Annotated in this window: 8 protein-coding genes and 6 pseudogenes; 11 read left to right on the forward strand and 3 right to left on the reverse strand. The window is 34.1% G+C overall.

From position 1 onward, the window contains the following. Window positions 1–67: 67 nt before the first annotated feature. Together ACZZ95_RS24450 and ACZZ95_RS24455 are read right to left on the reverse strand one after the other, a co-directional pair. Window positions 68–757 carry an SIMPL domain-containing protein gene (locus ACZZ95_RS24450; RefSeq protein ID WP_463471086.1) on the reverse strand — a complete coding sequence of 230 codons (690 nt, stop codon included), beginning with the start codon at window positions 755–757 and terminating at the stop codon, window positions 68–70. 51 nt (window positions 758–808) lie between these two features. Then, window positions 809–1,447 (reverse strand): rhomboid family intramembrane serine protease, encoded by a 639-nt coding sequence (locus tag ACZZ95_RS24455; RefSeq protein ID WP_095954280.1) that lies wholly within the window; start codon window positions 1,445–1,447, stop codon window positions 809–811. Window positions 1,448–1,558: 111 nt separating this feature from the next. On the opposite strand from ACZZ95_RS24455, the gene ACZZ95_RS24460 reads away from it, so the two are divergent. The 4 genes and pseudogenes from ACZZ95_RS24460 to ACZZ95_RS24475 all read left to right on the forward strand — a co-directional run bounded on the left by ACZZ95_RS24460 (window position 1,559) and on the right by ACZZ95_RS24475 (window position 4,111). Continuing rightward, window positions 1,559–2,431, forward strand: a complete 873-nt coding sequence (locus tag ACZZ95_RS24460) for a lysophospholipid acyltransferase family protein (protein WP_463471087.1) — start codon at window positions 1,559–1,561, stop codon at window positions 2,429–2,431. A gap of 194 nt (window positions 2,432–2,625) precedes the next feature. Next, a complete protein-coding gene (locus tag ACZZ95_RS24465; protein WP_463471088.1) occupies window positions 2,626–3,486 on the forward strand; it encodes a glycoside hydrolase family protein in 861 nt (286 codons plus the stop codon). 37 nt (window positions 3,487–3,523) lie between these two features. Then, a pseudogene (locus ACZZ95_RS24470) lies at window positions 3,524–3,811 on the forward strand (carbohydrate-binding protein); the annotation flags it as partial. A gap of 72 nt (window positions 3,812–3,883) precedes the next feature. Next, window positions 3,884–4,111 (forward strand): T9SS type A sorting domain-containing protein, encoded by a 228-nt coding sequence (locus ACZZ95_RS24475; protein ID WP_463471769.1) that lies wholly within the window; start codon window positions 3,884–3,886, stop codon window positions 4,109–4,111. 831 nt (window positions 4,112–4,942) lie between these two features. Here ACZZ95_RS24475 and glmM read toward each other — a convergent pair. Further along, window positions 4,943–6,331 carry a phosphoglucosamine mutase gene (gene glmM, locus ACZZ95_RS24480; protein ID WP_095954418.1) on the reverse strand — a complete coding sequence of 463 codons (1,389 nt, stop codon included), beginning with the start codon at window positions 6,329–6,331 and terminating at the stop codon, window positions 4,943–4,945. 221 nt (window positions 6,332–6,552) lie between these two features. On the opposite strand from glmM, the gene ACZZ95_RS24485 reads away from it, so the two are divergent. The 7 genes and pseudogenes from ACZZ95_RS24485 to ACZZ95_RS24515 all read left to right on the forward strand — a co-directional run bounded on the left by ACZZ95_RS24485 (window position 6,553) and on the right by ACZZ95_RS24515 (window position 19,041). Beyond that, window positions 6,553–7,137, forward strand: coding sequence for an acyl carrier protein phosphodiesterase (locus tag ACZZ95_RS24485; protein WP_463471089.1), 585 nt, complete (start codon window positions 6,553–6,555; stop codon window positions 7,135–7,137). A gap of 32 nt (window positions 7,138–7,169) precedes the next feature. Next, window positions 7,170–8,854, forward strand: a pseudogene (gene ggt, locus ACZZ95_RS24490) (gamma-glutamyltransferase). A 70-nt stretch (window positions 8,855–8,924) separates the two neighbouring features. After that, a pseudogene (locus tag ACZZ95_RS24495) lies at window positions 8,925–10,710 on the forward strand (chloride channel protein). A 63-nt stretch (window positions 10,711–10,773) separates the two neighbouring features. Next, window positions 10,774–11,728, forward strand: a pseudogene (locus ACZZ95_RS24500) (Fic family protein). A gap of 101 nt (window positions 11,729–11,829) precedes the next feature. Continuing rightward, a pseudogene (uvrA, locus tag ACZZ95_RS24505) lies at window positions 11,830–14,662 on the forward strand (excinuclease ABC subunit UvrA). Between the two features lie 606 nt (window positions 14,663–15,268). Then, window positions 15,269–15,997 carry an LOG family protein gene (locus tag ACZZ95_RS24510; RefSeq protein ID WP_095954412.1) on the forward strand — a complete coding sequence of 243 codons (729 nt, stop codon included), beginning with the start codon at window positions 15,269–15,271 and terminating at the stop codon, window positions 15,995–15,997. A 292-nt stretch (window positions 15,998–16,289) separates the two neighbouring features. Then, window positions 16,290–19,041: pseudogene (locus ACZZ95_RS24515) on the forward strand (gluzincin family metallopeptidase). The last annotated feature ends 10 nt before the right edge of the window (window positions 19,042–19,051 follow it).

Consider the following 19,051-nt stretch of genomic DNA (forward strand, 5'->3'; position numbering starts at 1 on the left):
CAAAAAAAATCCAAATCCCAACATAAAATTGGAATTTGGATTTTAAAAATTTGAAAATTTATATCGTTTAGTCTAAAACAAAACTCACACTAACATTAGCTGTAATTTCAATTTCTCCAATTGCTAAAGTTTCATTTGAAGCTCCCATAGAATCTGCTTCTTTCATACGCATAGCGACATAAACTGGCTGTGGGTGGTAAACTTGAGAATTGTCTGAGATTGTAAATGCTTTACCTACTTTCTGTCCTAAAACAGATACGTATTCCTCAGCTTTTACTTTTGCATCTTTCATTGCTAATTTTCTAGCTTCAGATTGATATTGTGTTAATTTAGATGATTCAAAAGAAACTTTGTCGATACGATTAATTCCTTGTTGTACTAAACCTTCCATCAATTCATCATATTTAGATAAATCTTTTACAATAATTTCTACAGTCTGTACAGCATTATAAGAAGTTTTCTTTTTCTCATAATCGTACTGCGGATTAAGCGCAACTTGTTTTGTTTTGAAATCTGCCGTTGGAATATTCATTTTTTTGATGAATTTTAGAACCGCATCCATCTTTTCGTCGTTTTGTTTTTTAACGTCTTTAGCATTATTCCCTTTTGTTTCAACCGAAGCTGAAATACAAACCTGATCAGGTGCTACTTTTACTTTTCCTTCTCCATTAACATTAATTAGAGGTACTTGTTTGATTTCCTGGCCGTAAGACATAGTCATAAACATGATTGTTAAAAATAATACTAGTTTTTTCATTTTTGTTATATTTTAATATTTGATAAAAACTTTTCAAAAGTTATGCCAGCATTATATTTTTCCCAATTTTGCCATTACAAAAAGTATCAAAATCGGAATCGCAAGCAGGATTACCATATAAGTTTGATCTGTAAATAAAGACGGCTGTTTTATCAAAGTAATCAAATAACCGCCTATAGCACCTCCAAAGTGTGCTGTGTGTCCAATATTATCATTTTTGGCGCGCATTCCGTAAATAGAATACAATAAATATAAAATTCCAAAAATATATGCTGGCATCGGAATTATAAAAAATATTCCGAGCATCATGTCAGGCTGCAGTAATATTGCTGAATATAAAACGCCGGTTACAGCTCCAGAAGCTCCAACAGCGCGATAACTATAATCATTTTTATGAAATAACATGGTGAGGAGATTTCCAAAAATCAAACTTCCAAAATAAATAAGAATAAAAGAAAAAGCATGAAGCCAGCCTATAACAACTGGTGCAAAAAAGTAAAGCGTCAGCATATTAAATATTAAATGCATCATATCTACATGCAGAAAACCAGAAGATAACATTCTAATTTGTTCTCCAGAACGAATACTTCCTACATGAAACTCATACTTTCTAAAAAAAGAAAGATCATTAAAACCTTTGTAACTAATAACAACGTTGGCAACGATAATCCCTACTAAAATGATATTCATAAAATATAATTATTGTGAATTGTAAATATACAGATTCTAAAACATAAGTTCGGCAGAAAGCAAAATATCAATCATTAATCATTTTTAATTTATATTTGTAAAAAAAATTCCATGCAGTTTCTCGTTTATATTTTAGCCTACCCTTTACTTTGGCTGATCTCTATATTACCTTTTCGATTATTTTACTTATTCTCAGATTTCGTATATTTTCTAGTATACAGAGTAATAGGATATCGCAAAAAAGTAGTGCGCGAGAATCTGGCGCTTACTTTACCACATTTAAGTGATGCTGAGAGGAAACAAATAGAAAAGAAATTCTACAAACATATGTGCGATATGTTTTTAGAAATGATTAAAACTATGAGTATTTCTCCAGAAGAAATGGAAAAGAGATTTCATGTAACGAATATTGATCTGGTTTTGGATTATGCTAAAAAAGGAAAAAGTGTAATTCTTGTGGCTTCACATTATGCAAGTTATGAGTGGCTTTTGACCATTAACCCAAAAATTGGTTTTAAAGGAATTGCGGTTTATAAAAAACTTGCCAATCCTTATTTTGATAAATTGATTCGAAAAATTCGATCAAAATACAATACAGAAATGATTGAAACCAGAAAAGCAATTCCAACAATGGCCCAAAACCAGCGCAACGGAATTTTAAGCATGTATGGTTTAGCAAGTGACCAGTCTCCTAAATTAGACCGCATTTTTCATTCAATGAAATTTTTAGGTATTGAAGTTCCCGTGCATACTGGAGCCGAAATGCTGGCCAAAAAATACGATTTGAGTGTTGTAATGGTAAAGGTTAAAAAAGTGGCAAGAGGATATTATGAAGCGACTTTTCTTCCTATTGCTGATAATCCGAAAGAATTTAATGATTTTGAAATAACAGAAAGATATTTAAACGAAGTCGAAAAACAGATTCTTGAAACTCCAGAATTCTATTTATGGACACACAAAAGATGGAAACACCGCGTTAAATAACAATCCAAAAAAATCCGAAAAGCAGTATCTGCTTTTCGGATTTTCTTTTTAAATAGTGGCTTGAAAACGCAAAATCAACTTTCTGCAAGGCTTTTGATGTGTTTTTGTAATGATTTTTTTAGACTGATAAAAAAGGGAAAGGATATAAATTTGAAGTTCTCTACTTATCGTAAAAAACCACAAAATCATTAACCATGATCACAAAATTACATTTTACAGTTTTAGTACTGTTTCTACATTGCTGTCTCTTTGCACAGAGTCCAAAACGAGGCATCGCTTATGGATATCATTCTGAGGCAGATATGCTGGCACTAAGGCCCGGCCTTTCTTGGTGGTACAATTGGTCTCCAGAACCTGACGCCGCTTTAAATGCCAATTATGCATCACTCGGAGTTGAATTTGTCCCAATGGCATGGGGAAAAATCAGCGATGTGCAAGTTCAGGATTTCATCAATAAAATAAAACCTGGAGCAAAATATCTTTTGGCTTTTAATGAACCAAACTTTAACGACGGCGCCAGATTAACGCCTCAAGAAGCGGTTAATGCCTGGGTCAATATTGAAAAAATAGCGACAGCAAAAAATCTGGAAATTGTCAGCGCCTCGCCAGCTTATAACGGACCTGAAAATTACGGAGGCATTTCTGACCCTGTGGTTTGGCACAACCAGTTCTTTCAATTATGTCCCACCTGCAAAGTCGATTATATAGCTTTTCATACCTATGATGCCACTGCTGGATCTGTAATTGGAGTTACGGGACTTTTAAAGAAATTTAACCGCCCGCTTTGGATTACGGAGTTTTCAAATAGAGTAATTCAGTCGGTCGCAGATAAAACGGCATTCATGAAGCAAATTTTGACCAGCTTTGAAAATGATCCTGATATATTTCGCTATTCTTGGTTTTCTGGAAGAGTAAATTCTGCGTGGAAAGACATGGCCGAAAATCCATTATTGGCACCAGAAAGCGGTGTTCTAAGACCTATCGGAACTGAATATATCAGTGTACCTTATACCTCAAAAAAAATAACGGTTCCAGGTCGTATCGCAAGCAAATAAACATTACAGAAGAAAAGGAACTGGCTTACAAACTACTACAGATTCTAATACAGGACAAAATGTTTGCTTTATTGAAGATGGAGACTGGAACGAATTTATGCTAAATGTTCCAGATGCTGGAACTTATAATTTGACTTTCAGAGTGGCTTCTTACACTAATACTGGTAAGTTTGACATACTTGTAAATGATGTTGTGGTAAAAACAGACGAAACATTTCCAGCCACTGGCGGTTATCAAACTTTTGCTGATAAAATCGTAAATGCTGTTGCATTGCCAAAAGGCGAAGTGTACTTGAAAATTAAATTCAAGTCAAACGATTTTAATTTCAACTATATTGATGTTGCGGTTGCTAATCTCGGTGTTGGAGAATCGGAACTTGGAAAAGATAGTTTTACAGTGTATCCAAATCCAGTAAAAAACCAATCGATTCTTCATATCAAATCAACTGAAACAGAATCTGTAAAATTGAAAATTATAGACATGAATGGAAACATCATTTTTTCTTCTGATTCTTATTTTACCAATCAAGATATTAAAATTGGCGATAAATTACCAAAAGGGGTTTATGTGGTAAATGCTGTTTATGGAAAGGTAAAAAAATCGGTTAAGATTATTAAAAACTAGCGACTATTTTGTTCCATCGGAACATTTCATTGGTACAAAATTATAACGTTATCCTATTTTATGTTCCGTAGAAACGTTTGATTCACATCATTTTTTAACAATCTCAATATCAAACGTTCCTACGGAACGTGTAAATGAGGCTGGCAATTTTTTTTCTACCGATGAAACATTCCTATGGAATGATAACTTCACGTGAAAAACTAAAGAGCTAATTTCGGGCTTTCATAAAAAATAAATACAGTCTCAAAAATGGAGACATCCTTTCTAGTAGTGTAAATATTTTGTTCCATCGGAACATTTCATCGGTAGAAAATTATAATGTTAGCGTATTTTTCGTTCCTTAGGAACGTTTGATTCACATCATTTTTTAACGATCTGCATATCAAACGTTCCTACGGAACTTGTAAATACGGCTGGCATTTTTTTTCTACCAATGAAACATTCCTATGGAATGATAACTTCACGTGACAAACTAAAGAGCTAATTTCAGGCTATCATAAAAAATAAATACAGTATCAAAAATGGAGACATTCTTTCTAGTAGTCTAAATATTTTGCTCCATCGGAGCATTTCATCGGTAGAAAATTATAACGTTATCCGATTTTTCGTTCCGTAGGAACGTTTGATTCACATCATTTTTTAACGATCTACATATCAAACGTTCCTACGGAACTTGTAAATACGGCTGGCAATTTTTTTCTACCAATGAAACATTCCTATGGAATGATAACTTCACGTGACAAACTAAAAAGCTGAGTTTTCGTAAAAAAAAGAAAAAGGGCTGTCTACTTTTTTGAAGACAGCCCTTTGTTCTCTTAAAAAACTAAAATCTTAGATTCCAGCTATTACTTTAATTTCGTCAATGATACGAAGAGCCAATTTATCTGCCGCATCTTGAGAAGGTGCTTCAGTGTAAATTCGAATAATTGGTTCTGTATTTGATTTTCTTAAATGAACCCATTCTGTTGCGAAATCAATTTTCACGCCATCAATTGTAGAAATATCTTCGTTTTTATATTTCTCTGTCATTTGAGTTAAAATCGCATCGACATCAATTTGCGGTGTCAATTCAATTTTATTTTTACTCATATAATATTCCGGATAAGAGGCTCTTAAAGCAGAAACACTGATTTTTTTATTTGCTAAATGCGTCAAGAATAAAGCAACTCCAACCAAACTGTCTCTTCCGTAATGCAATTCAGGATAGATGATTCCACCGTTACCTTCACCACCGATAATAGCGTTATTTTTCTTCATCAATTCTACAACATTCACCTCACCTACTGCACTTGCTTCATAACTTCCGTTATGTGCGGCAGTTACATCGCGTAAGGCACGAGAAGATGACATATTCGAAACTGTATTTCCTGGGGTTTTACTTAATACATAATCTGCACAAGCAACCAAAGTATATTCTTCACCAAACATTTCTCCGTCTTCGCTGATAAAAGCCAAGCGATCTACATCTGGATCCACAACGATTCCTAAATGCGCTTTTTCTTTAACAACTAATTCAGAAATATCCGTCAAATGCTCTTTTAAAGGTTCTGGATTATGCGGAAAATGTCCGTTTGGTTCGCAGTATAATTCTACCACTTCAACTCCCATTAATTTTAAAAGTCTAGGAATAATAATTCCTCCAGATGAATTTACTCCATCAACAACAACTTTAAATTTAGCTTCTTTAACGGCTTCAATATCAACCAATGGCAAGTTTAAAACTTCATCGATATGAATATCCATGTACGCATCGTTTAGTGTAATTTCACCTAAACTATCAACATCTGAAAAATCGAAAGCTTCAGCTTCAGCAATTTCAAGAATTTTAGCACCGTCTGCACCGCTCAAAAATTCTCCTTTAGCATTCAATAATTTTAAAGCGTTCCATTGTTTTGGATTGTGCGAAGCAGTTAAAATGATACCGCCATCCGCTTTTTCTAAAGGCACAGCAACTTCAACGGTTGGTGTTGTAGAAAGTCCAAGATCAATTACATTGATTCCTAAACCTATTAAAGTATTTACAACCAAGTTGTGAATCATTGGTCCAGAAATTCTGGCATCACGACCAATTACAACCGTCAATTTATCTTTAGCAATATTATTTTTTAAGAAAGTTCCGTATGCCGACGCAAATTTTACTGCATCAACAGGAGTTAAATTATCTCCTACTTTTCCTCCGATCGTCCCACGGATTCCAGAAATAGATTTTATTAGAGTCATTTTTGTGAGTTAGGGTTATTTTATTACAAATATAGAAAAGTTACCGAGTTACTCAGGTGCTAATTTTGTAAGATTTCAAAATTAACATTACACGTCTGTGTTAGAACAACTCAGTTTTATAACAAAATCATTTAAAAAAGTTTTTATACATTTACTAAAATAACTTAGCGCCTGAGAATCTTAGCCACTTAGAATCTCAGAACCTTAGCAACTCAAAAAAAATGAATTTCTTAGCCCACATATATCTTTCTGGCGAAAATGATTTAATCAAAATTGGAAATTTTATGGCCGATGGAATTCGCGGAAAACATTTTGCCCATTTTCCAGAAGATGTTCAAAAAGGAATTTTACTGCATCGCTTCATAGATACTTATACCGATTCGCACGATATTTTTAGAAAAAGCACCAAACGCTTACACGACAGATACCATCATTATTCGGGAGTAATTGTAGATATTGTTTATGATCATTTTTTGGCCAAAAACTGGACTAATTATTCAGACGAAAAATTAGAGAGTTTCATCAATCGATTCTATAATTCGCCGCATGATAATTATGATATTCTAACCGAAAAAACACAAGGTTTAATGCCTTATATGATTGAGAGAAACTGGCTTTTAAGTTATCAAACTACTGAAGGGATCCATCAAATTCTGACTCAAATGGACCGCCGTTCTAAGAATATTTCTAAAATGCAATTTGCAATTGAAGAACTGAATGAATTTTACGACGATTTTGAAGAAGAATTTACTTCCTTTTTTGAAGAAATAAAAGTACAGGCCAAAGCAAAATTGATTTCTCTTTAAATCGTTATTCTCCATTATAAACCTACGCTTAAATGAAAAAAATTACGCTTTTAATTGCCCTCATATATTTCAACTCCAATGCACAACAGACGAATGCAAATCCAACTGGATTAGTTGTAACAAAAGCAATGGTTGTTTCTGCCCACGAAGAAGCCTCCAAAATTGGAGCCGATATCATGAAAAGAGGCGGAAACGCATTTGACGCTATGGTAGGAACCGAATTGGCGCTGGCAGTTGCTTTTCCTTTCGCTGGAAATATTGGTGGCGGCGGTTTTATGGTGTATCGAAAAGCAAATGGTGAAGTCGGTTCTTTAGATTATCGAGAGAAAGCACCATTGGCGGCTACAAAAGATATGTTTTTGGACAGTGACGGAAATGTCATTAAAGGAAAAAGTACCGAAACTGCTCTTGCGATTGGTGTTCCTGGAACTATTGCCGGTGTTTTTGCTGTACATAAAAAGTACGGAACAATGCCCATTTCTAAAATTTTAGAACCTGTTATTGCTTTAGCAGAAAGAGGTGTTATAGTTACACAAAAACAAGAAAAGAGACTAAAGGATTATCACGAAAGCATTGTTAAAATAAACGGGGAATCTTCACTTTTATCTGGAAACTTTAAAGAAAACGATACTATAAAATATCCAGCACTTGCCAAAACTTTAAGAAGAATCCAGAAGAAAGGGCGAAATGAATTTTACAAAGGCGAAACGGCCAAAATTTTAGTCGATTATCTTCAGAAAAAAGGCGGTATCATTACCCTGCAGGATTTAGCCAAATATGAAGCAAAGTGGCGAAAACCGCTTCAGTTTACTTATAAAGATTTAAAAATTACTTCGATGGCTCCTCCAAGCAGTGCGGAATTTGTTTAGCGCAAATTTTAAAAATGCTTGAGCCGTATGATTTAGCTAAAATGGGACATAATTCTGATCAATCCATTCAAGTTATTGTAGAAGCAGAAAGAAGAGCTTATGCTGATAGAAGTTTCTTTTTAGGAGATCCAGATTTTGTCAAAATACCTGTAAAAGAATTATTGTCCGAAGATTATTTACGAAACCGAATGGCAAGTTTTAATCCTGAAAAAGCGACATTATCTTCTGAAATAAAAGAAGGAAAAGTGAATTATGCCGAAAGTACCGAAACTACACATTATTCTATTGTAGACCAATTTGGAAATGCAATTGTCGCGACCACAACATTGAATGACGGTTACGGCTCAAAATATTATTGCGATGAGTTAGGCTTCTTCTTAAATAATGAAATGGATGATTTCAGTGCCAAACCAGGCTCTCCAAATATGTTTGGATTGGTTGGCAATGAAGCCAACAGCATTGCACCCCAAAAACGTATGTTGAGTTCTATGACGCCAACAATTGTCGAAAAAGATGGAAAACTATTTATGGTTGTGGGAACTCCAGGCGGTTCTACGATTATTACTTCTGTTTTGCAAACTATTTTAAATGTGTATGAATATAATTTAAGTATGCAGGTCGCCGTAAATGCACCACGTTTTCATCATCAATGGTCGCCTGATTTAATTACCTTTGAACCTAACACTTTTGATACCAAAACCATAGACAAACTAAAAGCTAAAAATTATCTCATAAACGAAAAACCAACTCCTATTATTGGAAAAGTAGATGCTATTTTGGTTTTACCAGATAAAAAATTAGAAGCAGGAGCTGACTTTAGAGGAGATGATACCGCTGTTGGTTTTTAATACTGGTCCTTTTATTTTTTTAATCTAAGATTATAAACTAATTTTGTAAGAACGATAATTTTTAAAGAGAATGCTAAAGAAATATTTCAGAAGATTAGAAAGCATAATTGCTTTGGGACAATCCTTAATGACTCCAAAACAGTTTATTTTTTTATCGAGCGTTCTAATTGGAATATCGTGTTCCCTTGCCGTTATTGTCCTTAAAACTTTTGCGCACAGCGTATTTTCGTTTGCAACTTACATTAACGGAATTCTGAAATTAAGTTTCATCAATAGTATTTTACCTATTGTTGGAATAATGCTGACTGTTTTTGTGGTTAAAAAAGTCCTGAACGGAACTATCCAAAAAGGTACCTCACAAATCCTTTATGCGGTGGCTAAAAAAGCCAGTATCATTCCGAAAAAGCAGATGTACGCTCAAATTATTACGAGTTCGTTAACTGTTGGTCTGGGTGGTTCGGCAGGTTTAGAGAGTCCAATTGTGATAACTGGTGCCGCTTTTGGTTCTAATTTTGCCCAAAACTACAAACTGCAATACAAAGACAGAACATTATTAATTGGATGCGGTGTTGCCGCTGGAATCTCGGTCGCCTTTAATGCGCCAATCGCTGGAGTTCTTTTTGCTATTGAAGTTTTACTGGTAGATGTCAGCATTTCTGCCTTTACTCCTATTATGATTTCTGCCGCAACTGGTGCCTTAGTTTCTGCCATTGTTTTGGACGAAAGCATTCTTTTAAGCTTCAAAAAACAAGAAACATTCGATTATCATAATATCCCTTTTTATGTTCTTTTAGGAGTTCTTACCGGACTGGTTGCTATTTACTATTCTCGTAATTTTCAAAGAGTAGAGCATTATTTTTCAAAGCAGCAAATTGGTCCTTACAGAAAAGCATTAATTGGTTCGTCGCTTTTAGCATTGCTTATTTTTATTTTCCCTACTTTATTTGGTGAAGGTTATGAAAGTATTAAAACTTTATCTGAATCAGATCCAGGAAAAATATTAGACAATACTTTGTTTGCAGATTTTAGAAACAATCAATGGGTTTTACTGCTTTTTGTAGGCGCAACAATGATGATGAAAGTTTTTGCTTCAGGTCTTACTCTTGGAAGCGACGGAAACGGTGGTAACTTCGCTCCTTCTCTATTCTTAGGATCGTATTTAGGTTATTTCTTTTCTAAACTTGTAACGCTCGTAGGTTTATCAAAACTTCCTATTTCCAATTTTACAATGGTTGGAATGGCTGGAATTTTAAGTGGTTTATTTCATGCCCCATTGACGGCTATTTTCTTAATTGCAGAAATAACAGGAGGTTACGGATTAATGATTCCGCTTATGATTGTATCTTCCATTAGTTTCGCTATTTCGAAACGTTTTGAAAAATATTCGCTTGACGTAAAAGGATTAGCTAAAAAAGGCCACGCTTTTACCAGTAATAAAGATTCTAATATTTTATCGACTTTAGATATTGATGCTATCATTCAATGTGATTATTTAACGGTGCATCCTGATGAAAATTTAGGCAAATTAGTCGATCTTATTTCGCATTCTAATCAAGTTGTTTTTGCCGTTGTTGATCATGAAAAAGATTTGGTCGGAGTTGTACATTTTAATGATATCCGAGAAATTATTTTCAATCCGTACCGCGTGAAATACACACAAATTAAAGATGTGATGAAAACGCCGGTACGCAACCATTACTTCTTTTGACAGCATGGAAATCGTCATGAGTAAATTTGAAATTTCAAAATCGGCATTTCTTCCTGTTTTACGAAATAGCAAATACCACGGCTTCATTTCTAAATCAATAGCACTAGAGGCTTATAGAACAAAACTGCGTTCCATGACAATTGAATAAGCTTAATATCGGATAAGTTAAAAATTTGCACCATCCGATATTAAGAAGTACTTTTGTAGGATTATGTGGAATATTGACTTAACATACCGAGAAGAATTTCAATCAACATTTGATCGATTATACAAAAAAAGGCTTGACCTGCAAAACAGCAGACCATTGCCCAATATCGCTTTGCACAAAATTCGCGAGAGTTTATCTCTAGAATGGACATACAATTCTAATAGCATTGAAGGAAATACAATGAGCTTGCGCGAAACCCAAATGGTAATTCAGGAAGGAATCACGATTAAGGGGAAATCGCTTCGGGAACATTTCGAAACTCACAATCACGATAAAGCAATTGATTATTTATATTCAATTGTTGATGATAATTACAAACTAAGAAGTATTGATATTCTTTCGATTCATGGCTTAGTCCTTCGATCTATTGAGGATGATTTTGCAGGACGCATTCGAAATGGCGGCTGTTCGTATTTCTGGTGCTAACTTTATGCCTCCAAATGCAAATAAAGTTTCAGATTATCTTGATGAATTAATTGAGTTTATAAACACAAATCCTTTAGGATTAAATGATATTGAACTCGCTACTATTTACCATCATAAACTAGTCTGGATACATCCTTTTTTTGATGGAAATGGGCGAACCGTTCGTTTGAGCATGAATTTATTATTGATGCGTTGCGGCTTTCCTCCTGCAATTATTTTAAAGAATGATCGAAAGAAATATTACGAAGCGCTTAACCAGGCAAACAATGGCAATTATCAAAAATTAACTCTTTTGATGTGTCAGGCTCTCGAAAGAACTTTAAATATCTATTTAACAGCCATGCCAGGAAGCACTTACGATTATCAGCCCATACAAAATATCGTGAGCGAACCAGAAGCCCATTACGGTCAGGAATATGTAAGCTTACTAGCCCGAACAGGAAAAATTGACGCTTACAAAGAAGGCCGAAATTGGTACACAACCAAAGAAGCTATCGAAGAATATATGGCAACCCGAAAAAGAAAACGCTAACTCACAGTTAGCGTTTTTTGTTACTAATTGTAACATAAAGTTTTGCTATCGAGCACAAAAAGAACAAATCAAAGTGGTAACTTTGCGTTTTGCTCAAAATTATGTTAGAAAAAGACAATACTATTGAAGTTCTTGGTGCAAGAGTTCATAATCTAAAAAATATAGACATTTCCATTCCGAGAGAAAAACTTGTTGTTATAACAGGTTTATCTGGTTCTGGAAAGTCATCTTTGGCATTTGATACTATTTATGCCGAAGGCCAGCGTCGTTATGTTGAAACTTTTTCGGCGTATGCGAGACAATTCCTTGGCGGATTAGAACGCCCGGATGTGGATAAAATCGATGGACTTTCTCCGGTTATCGCGATCGAACAAAAAACTACGAGTAAAAGTCCTCGTTCTACGGTTGGAACAATTACTGAAATATATGATTTCCTGAGACTTTTATACGCTCGTGGCGCAGACGCTTACAGTTACAACACAGGCGAAAAAATGGTTTCGTATTCTGATGAACAAATTAAAGATTTGATTATTCAGGATTATAATGGAAAACGAATTAATATTCTTGCTCCTGTTATTAAAGCCAGAAAAGGACATTATGCAGAATTATTCCAACAAATCACTAAACAAGGATTTTTAAAAGTTCGTGTAAACGGTGAAGTTCAGGATTTGGTTTCTGGAATGAAATTAGACCGTTACAAAACGCATGATATTGAAATTGTAGTAGACAGAATGCAGATTGAAGATACGCCGGATAATCAGAAAAGATTGTCTGAAAGCATCAATACCGCAATGCATCATGGTGAAAATGTTTTGATGATTTTAGATCAGGACAGCAATGAAGTTCGTTATTTCAGCAGGAATTTAATGTGTCCAACAACTGGAATTTCATACCAAAATCCAGAGCCGAATTTATTTTCATTCAACTCTCCAAAAGGAGCCTGTCCGCATTGTAACGGATTAGGAACGGTTCATGAAATCAATGTAAAAAAGATTATTCCGAATCCTAAATTATCTATTAAAAGCGGTGGTTTTGCACCTCTTGGAGAATATAAATCTTCTTGGATTTTTAAGCAGTTAGAAACCATTGGAGAAAAATTTGGTTTTAAAATTACGGATCCAATTGAGAAAATTCCTGAAGAAGCGATGTCCATGATTTTACATGGCGGGAAAGATAAATTTGCTGTAAACTCAAAAGATCTTGGCGTTACAAGAGAATATAAAATCGATTTTGAAGGAATTTCGAATTTCATCAAAAATCAATACGACGAGAGTGCCACAACGAGTATAAAACGCTGGGCAAAAGACTTTATGGACGAAATTAAATGTCCTGTCTGTGAAGGTTCTCGTCTAAAAAAAGAAGCACAGTTTTTTAGAGTAAATGGGAAAAATATCACGGAATTATGTGATATGGATATTTCAGATTTAACAGCTTGGTTTAGTGATTTAAATAATCATTTAACCGATAAACAGCTTTTAATTGCTTCTGAAGTTGTAAAGGAAATCAAAGACCGTTTGAATTTCTTGATGAATGTTGGTTTAGATTATTTGGCTTTAAGCCGAAGTTCAAAATCACTTTCTGGTGGTGAAGCACAGCGTATTCGTCTGGCTACACAAATTGGTTCGCAATTGGTTGGGGTTTTGTATATTTTGGATGAGCCGAGTATTGGTTTACACCAAAGAGACAATCAAAAACTAATTAAATCTTTGGAACAATTACGTGATATCGGAAATTCTGTTATTGTAGTAGAACATGATAAAGACATGATTGAAACAGCAGATTATGTAATTGATATTGGTCCAAAAGCTGGAAAATACGGCGGAGAAATCATTAGTATTGGAACGCCGGCAGAAACTCTAAAATCAAACACAATTACCGCTCAATATCTGAATGGTACGATGAAATTAGAGATTCCGAAAGAACGCAGAAAAGGAAATGGGAAGTTTTTGAAACTAACTGGAGCAACCGGAAATAACCTGAAAAATGTTTCGATCGAAATACCTTTAGGCCAATTAACCTGCGTTACAGGAGTTTCAGGAAGCGGGAAATCGACTTTAATTAACGAAACCCTCTACCCTATTCTAAATGCATATTATTTTAACGGCGTAAAAAAACCACAGCCTTATAAAAAGATTGAAGGTTTAGAACATATTGATAAAGTAATTGATATTGACCAAAGTCCGATTGGAAGAACGCCACGTTCGAATCCAGCAACGTATACAGAAGTTTTTACAGAAATTAGAAATCTGTTTACCATGACTTCTGAAAGTATGATTCGCGGATACAAAGCGGGACGTTTTAGTTTTAATGTAAAAGGCGGACGCTCGCGAAACCTGTGAAGGCTCTGGTGTAAGAACAATCGAAATGAACTTTTTACCTGACGTTTATGTTGAATGTGAAACGTGTCAAGGGAAACGTTTTAATAGAGAAACTTTGGAAATTAGATACAAAGGAAAATCTATTTCAGATGTTTTGGATATGACGGTTGATGAAGCAGTTCCGTTTTTTGAAAATATTCCTAAGATATATAGAAAAATCAAAACGATTCAAGATGTTGGTTTAGGTTATATTACGCTAGGACAACAAAGTACAACGCTTTCGGGTGGTGAAGCGCAGCGTATAAAACTGGCTGGAGAATTGTCTAAAAAAGATACTGGAAATACATTTTACATTCTTGACGAACCTACAACCGGATTGCATTTTGAAGATATTCGTGTTTTAATGGAAGTAATCAATAAATTGGTTGATAAAGGGAACACCATCTTGGTAATCGAGCACAATATGGACGTAATCAAACTTGCAGATTACATTATCGACATTGGCCCTGAAGGCGGAAAAGGAGGCGGACAATTAATCGCAAAAGGAACTCCGGAAGAAGTAGCTAAAAATAAAAAAAGTTATACGGCTAAGTTTTTGAAAAAAGAGTTAGAGTAATTTATTTATATAAAAAGGACGGATTAAAATCCGTCCCTACAATATAGCATACTTCGGATCTTTCCATAATCATTGTCATTACGAGGAACGAGGAATCTCCACAGGGAGCTCGACAAAGATTTGCGATTTTTGATTGAGGAGTTTCTTACGGAGATTCCTCGTTTCTGGGAATGAAAAAAATGCCAATGATTTTCTCTGCGTATCATACATTGACTTGTCAAATTAATGGAGCTTTTTAAATAATAAAGATCCAATTTTGATTCAACTTATTAATACACTGATAATGAACCAAAAACCAAAACCAACCCAATCATATTTGTTACATTTAAATTAATAAATATGCATTCTTGTGACAATTCTCAAAAAAAGACTTAATTTAGCTAGCCGTTTTTGTAAAAAATTTGAATTTTGAGAGATTTCTATTTCAAGATTTAAATAACTTATGAAACCAACTGCCTTAGCCCTGATGGGAAGCAAGCATCCTTTTGTGGTGGGGTTCACCACAAAAGATAGAGCGGACAGCAGGAAATAGCTCCTTATCCTTCGACCACGCTCAAGATGAAAACAAGGAAAAAAATAACAAAATAATAAATTAAAATACCTAAAATGAGATTAGAAGATTTTGATAATGATGAAGATAAAGTAATTCAGGACCGTTTGAAACAAAAAACGTGGAATGAAATTAGAACGAATGACAGCTGGGCAATTTTTAAAATTATGTCGGAGTTTGTAAATGGTTACGAAGCAATGGGACGTATTGGTCCTTGTGTTTCTATTTTTGGATCTGCGAGAACAAAACCAGATGATAAGTACTATTTATTGGCCGAAAAAATTGCTTACAAAATTAGTAAAGCGGGATATGGTGTAATTACAGGCGGTGGTCCTGGAATTATGGAAGCTGGAAATAAAGGCGCACATTTGGGTGGCGGCATTTCGGTTGGTTTGAATATCGAACTGCCTTTTGAACAGCATTTTAATCCGTATATTGATCACGATAAAAACTTGAATTTCGATTATTTCTTTGTGAGAAAAGTAATGTTCGTAAAATATTCGCAGGGTTTTGTGGTTATGCCAGGTGGTTTTGGAACTTTGGATGAGTTGTTTGAAGCGATCACTTTAATTCAAACTAAGAAAATTGGAAAATTCCCGATCATTTTGGTTGGAGTTGAATTTTGGTCTGGTTTGATCGAATGGGTTAAGACTGTTTTGGTTGAAAAAATGCATACGGTAAGTCCAGATGATTTAAACTTATTTAAGATTGTAGATACTGAAGATGAAGTAGTTGATGTGTTGGATAAATTCTACAAGAAATACGATCTAAGTCCGAATTTCTAATTTTTTTCCAACATATAAGTGATATAAGTTCTTTTAATCTTAGCATCGAAACTAAGCAAATTTAAATTTTCGACTATTCCTTGATTATGGTTAAAATCATAAAAATTGAAAGCTGTTTTTTTAAACAGCTTTTTTTTATGCTATTTTTACAAAAATCCGAAGTAACTTTATGTACGTAACTTAAGTATATCTGATAAATTTTGCGCCATACTTGAAATTGTTTTTTAAAATTATCTGCACCGTTTTGGTTTTATTAAGTTCAATAAAACTTACAGCACAACATCAATCTAAGATGGAGGTGGCGGTAAATCTCGAACTAAAAACACTGAACGTAAAACAAGATATTACGTACTACAATACTTCTAACGACACCTTAATTTCAATTACTTTAAACGATTGGAATAATGCTTTCGCAGATAAAAACACGCCTTTGGCAAAACGTTTTTCGGATGAATTTTACCGAGGCTTTCATTTAGCAAAAGCGGCAGATAGAGGAAAAACTACCATTCTAAATCTTTTAGACAGCAATTCCATGGCTTTTGAATGGGAAAGAACAGACAAAAATCCTGATTATATTATCGTAAAATTAAATCGGAAACTTGCCCCTGGCGAAAAAATTGATTTACATCTTACTTATATCTCAAAAACCCCTAACGATAAGTTTACCAATTTTGGCTTCGACCAAAATGGCGGAATGGCTTTAAAAAACTGGTTTATAAGTCCTGTACGTTATGAAAATCATTCGTTTATAGCATATAACAATTTCAATTTAGATGATATTGCGAATGCTCGCAACAGATTATGAAGTTGAGATTAAAATCCCGAATCAGTATTCTGTTTCAACAGATTTGAATTCGGTTTCTAAAAATACAGAGTACAGCGATTACAGCACATATTCGTTTTCGGGTAAAAATAGAACTGATTTTAGTCTGTATATCGAAAGACAAAATAGCTTTAGAGCGTATGATAATGGATCTATAGAAGTAGAGACAAATCTAAAAAACAAGAAGATTGACGAAATTCAGAAAGCCCTAATTATTGACAGAGTTGCCTCTTTTGCTGAAACTTTTATTGGTAAATATCCGCATGAAAAAATCACGATTTCTCAGATAGATTATGACAGAAATCCTTTTTATGGGTTAAATCAGCTTCCTTCGTTTATAAGTCCGTTTTCAGATGATTTTATATTTGAAATTCAGTTTTTAAAAACATTTTTAAGTACATATCTCAAAAATAGTCTGCGTCTTGATCCACGAAAAGACAATTGGGTTTACGACGGAATTCAGATTTATGCCATGATGAAATACATGGAAGAAAATCATTTGGATAAAAAAATGCTGGGAAGACTTTCGGACATGAAACTTTTTAAAAGTTACAATATTACCAACCTAACTTTTAATGAGCAATACAGCTATTATTATATGCTGATGGCGCGTAAAAATTTAGATCAGCCCTTAGGAGATCCTAAAAACACTTTAATCAAATTTAACGAACAAATCGCGAGCAAGTACCGCGCAGGTTTAAGTTTGAGTTATTTGGATGATTATTTGAATCATAATATTGTTCCTGAAAGCATAAAAGAATTTTACAATCTCAACAAACAGGAACAAACGAATCGTTATGATTTTGAAAAAATACTAATTAAAAAAAGTCCAAAAAATATAGATTGGTTCTTTTCTACGATAATTGATTCGAGAGATATTATTGATTATAAATTTTCGCATGTTTCGAGAACCGCAGACAGTGTAAAGTTCTGGATTAAAAATAAAACTGGAATTTATGCTCCTATTCCTGTTTACGGCCTTAAAAAAAATCAAGTCGTTTTTAAAGAATGGATTGAACCAAAAACCAAAGATTCTGTTTACGAATTTGACAGAAAAAATGCGGATAAAATTGTTATCAACTATGACAATGAAGTTCCTGAATACAACCAAAGAAACAACTGGAAATCATTAAAACATCTTGCGGTAACCAATCGCCCGATTAAATTTAATTTTGCTAAGGATTTAGAAGATCCTTACTACAATCAGATTTTATATATTCCGACTTTAACTTATAATTACTATGATGGTTTTACGCCGGGAATTCGTTTTCATAATAAAACCATTTTAGATAAGCCTTTTAATTTCGATATAAATCCCGCATATTCCATAAAGGCGGGGACAATTTCAGGTTCATCTGCTTTTTCTTGGAATCAATATTATAGAAACAGCACTTTATTTAATGTACGTTATTCTATCAGTCAGAACTATTTTCACTACGCTCCAGATGCAACTTATTTAAGATTGAATCCGATGGTAGTTTTCCGCATTCGCGAAAAAGATTTTAGAGACAATAGAAAACAACAGTTTTTATTTCGCCAGGTCATTGTAAATCGTGAAGCGAGCGAATTTATCACTGACAATTCAGAACCAAATTATTCTGTTTTTAACGCCCGATATTCCAATACAAAAACAGAATTGATTGATCATTTTAACTTTATGACCGATTTACAATTTTCGGGAGGCTTTGGAAAAGTTTCTGGAGAAGTTGAATATCGAAGATTATTTCAAAATAATCGCAAACTAAACCTAAGATTATTTGCTGGAAGTTTCATTTACAATACAACAAATTCAGATTATTTTAGTTTTGGTTTAGATCGCCCAACGGATTATTTATTTGATTATAATCTCTTTGGAAGATCGGAAACGACAGGCTTTTTCAGTCAGCAGTATGTAATTGCCGAAGGTGGTTTTAAGTCACAATTAGAACCTTCTTACGCCAATCAATGGATGACCACTTTAAATGCCAGTTATGCTGTTTGGAATTGGGTAGAACTTTACGGTGACGTTGGTTTTCTGAAAAATAAACATCATAAAGATTACTTTGCATACGATACTGGCGTTCGATTAAATCTGGTTCCAGACTATTTTGAACTTTATTTCCCTGTTTATTCTAATAACGGATGGGAAGTTGCACAAACGAAATACAATGAAAAAATACGATTTATTATCACATTTTCGCCAAAAACTTTAGTCACTCTTTTTACCCGAAAATGGTTTTAATCAAATAAAT

Source organism: Flavobacterium sp. AC267, assembly GCF_979258715.1.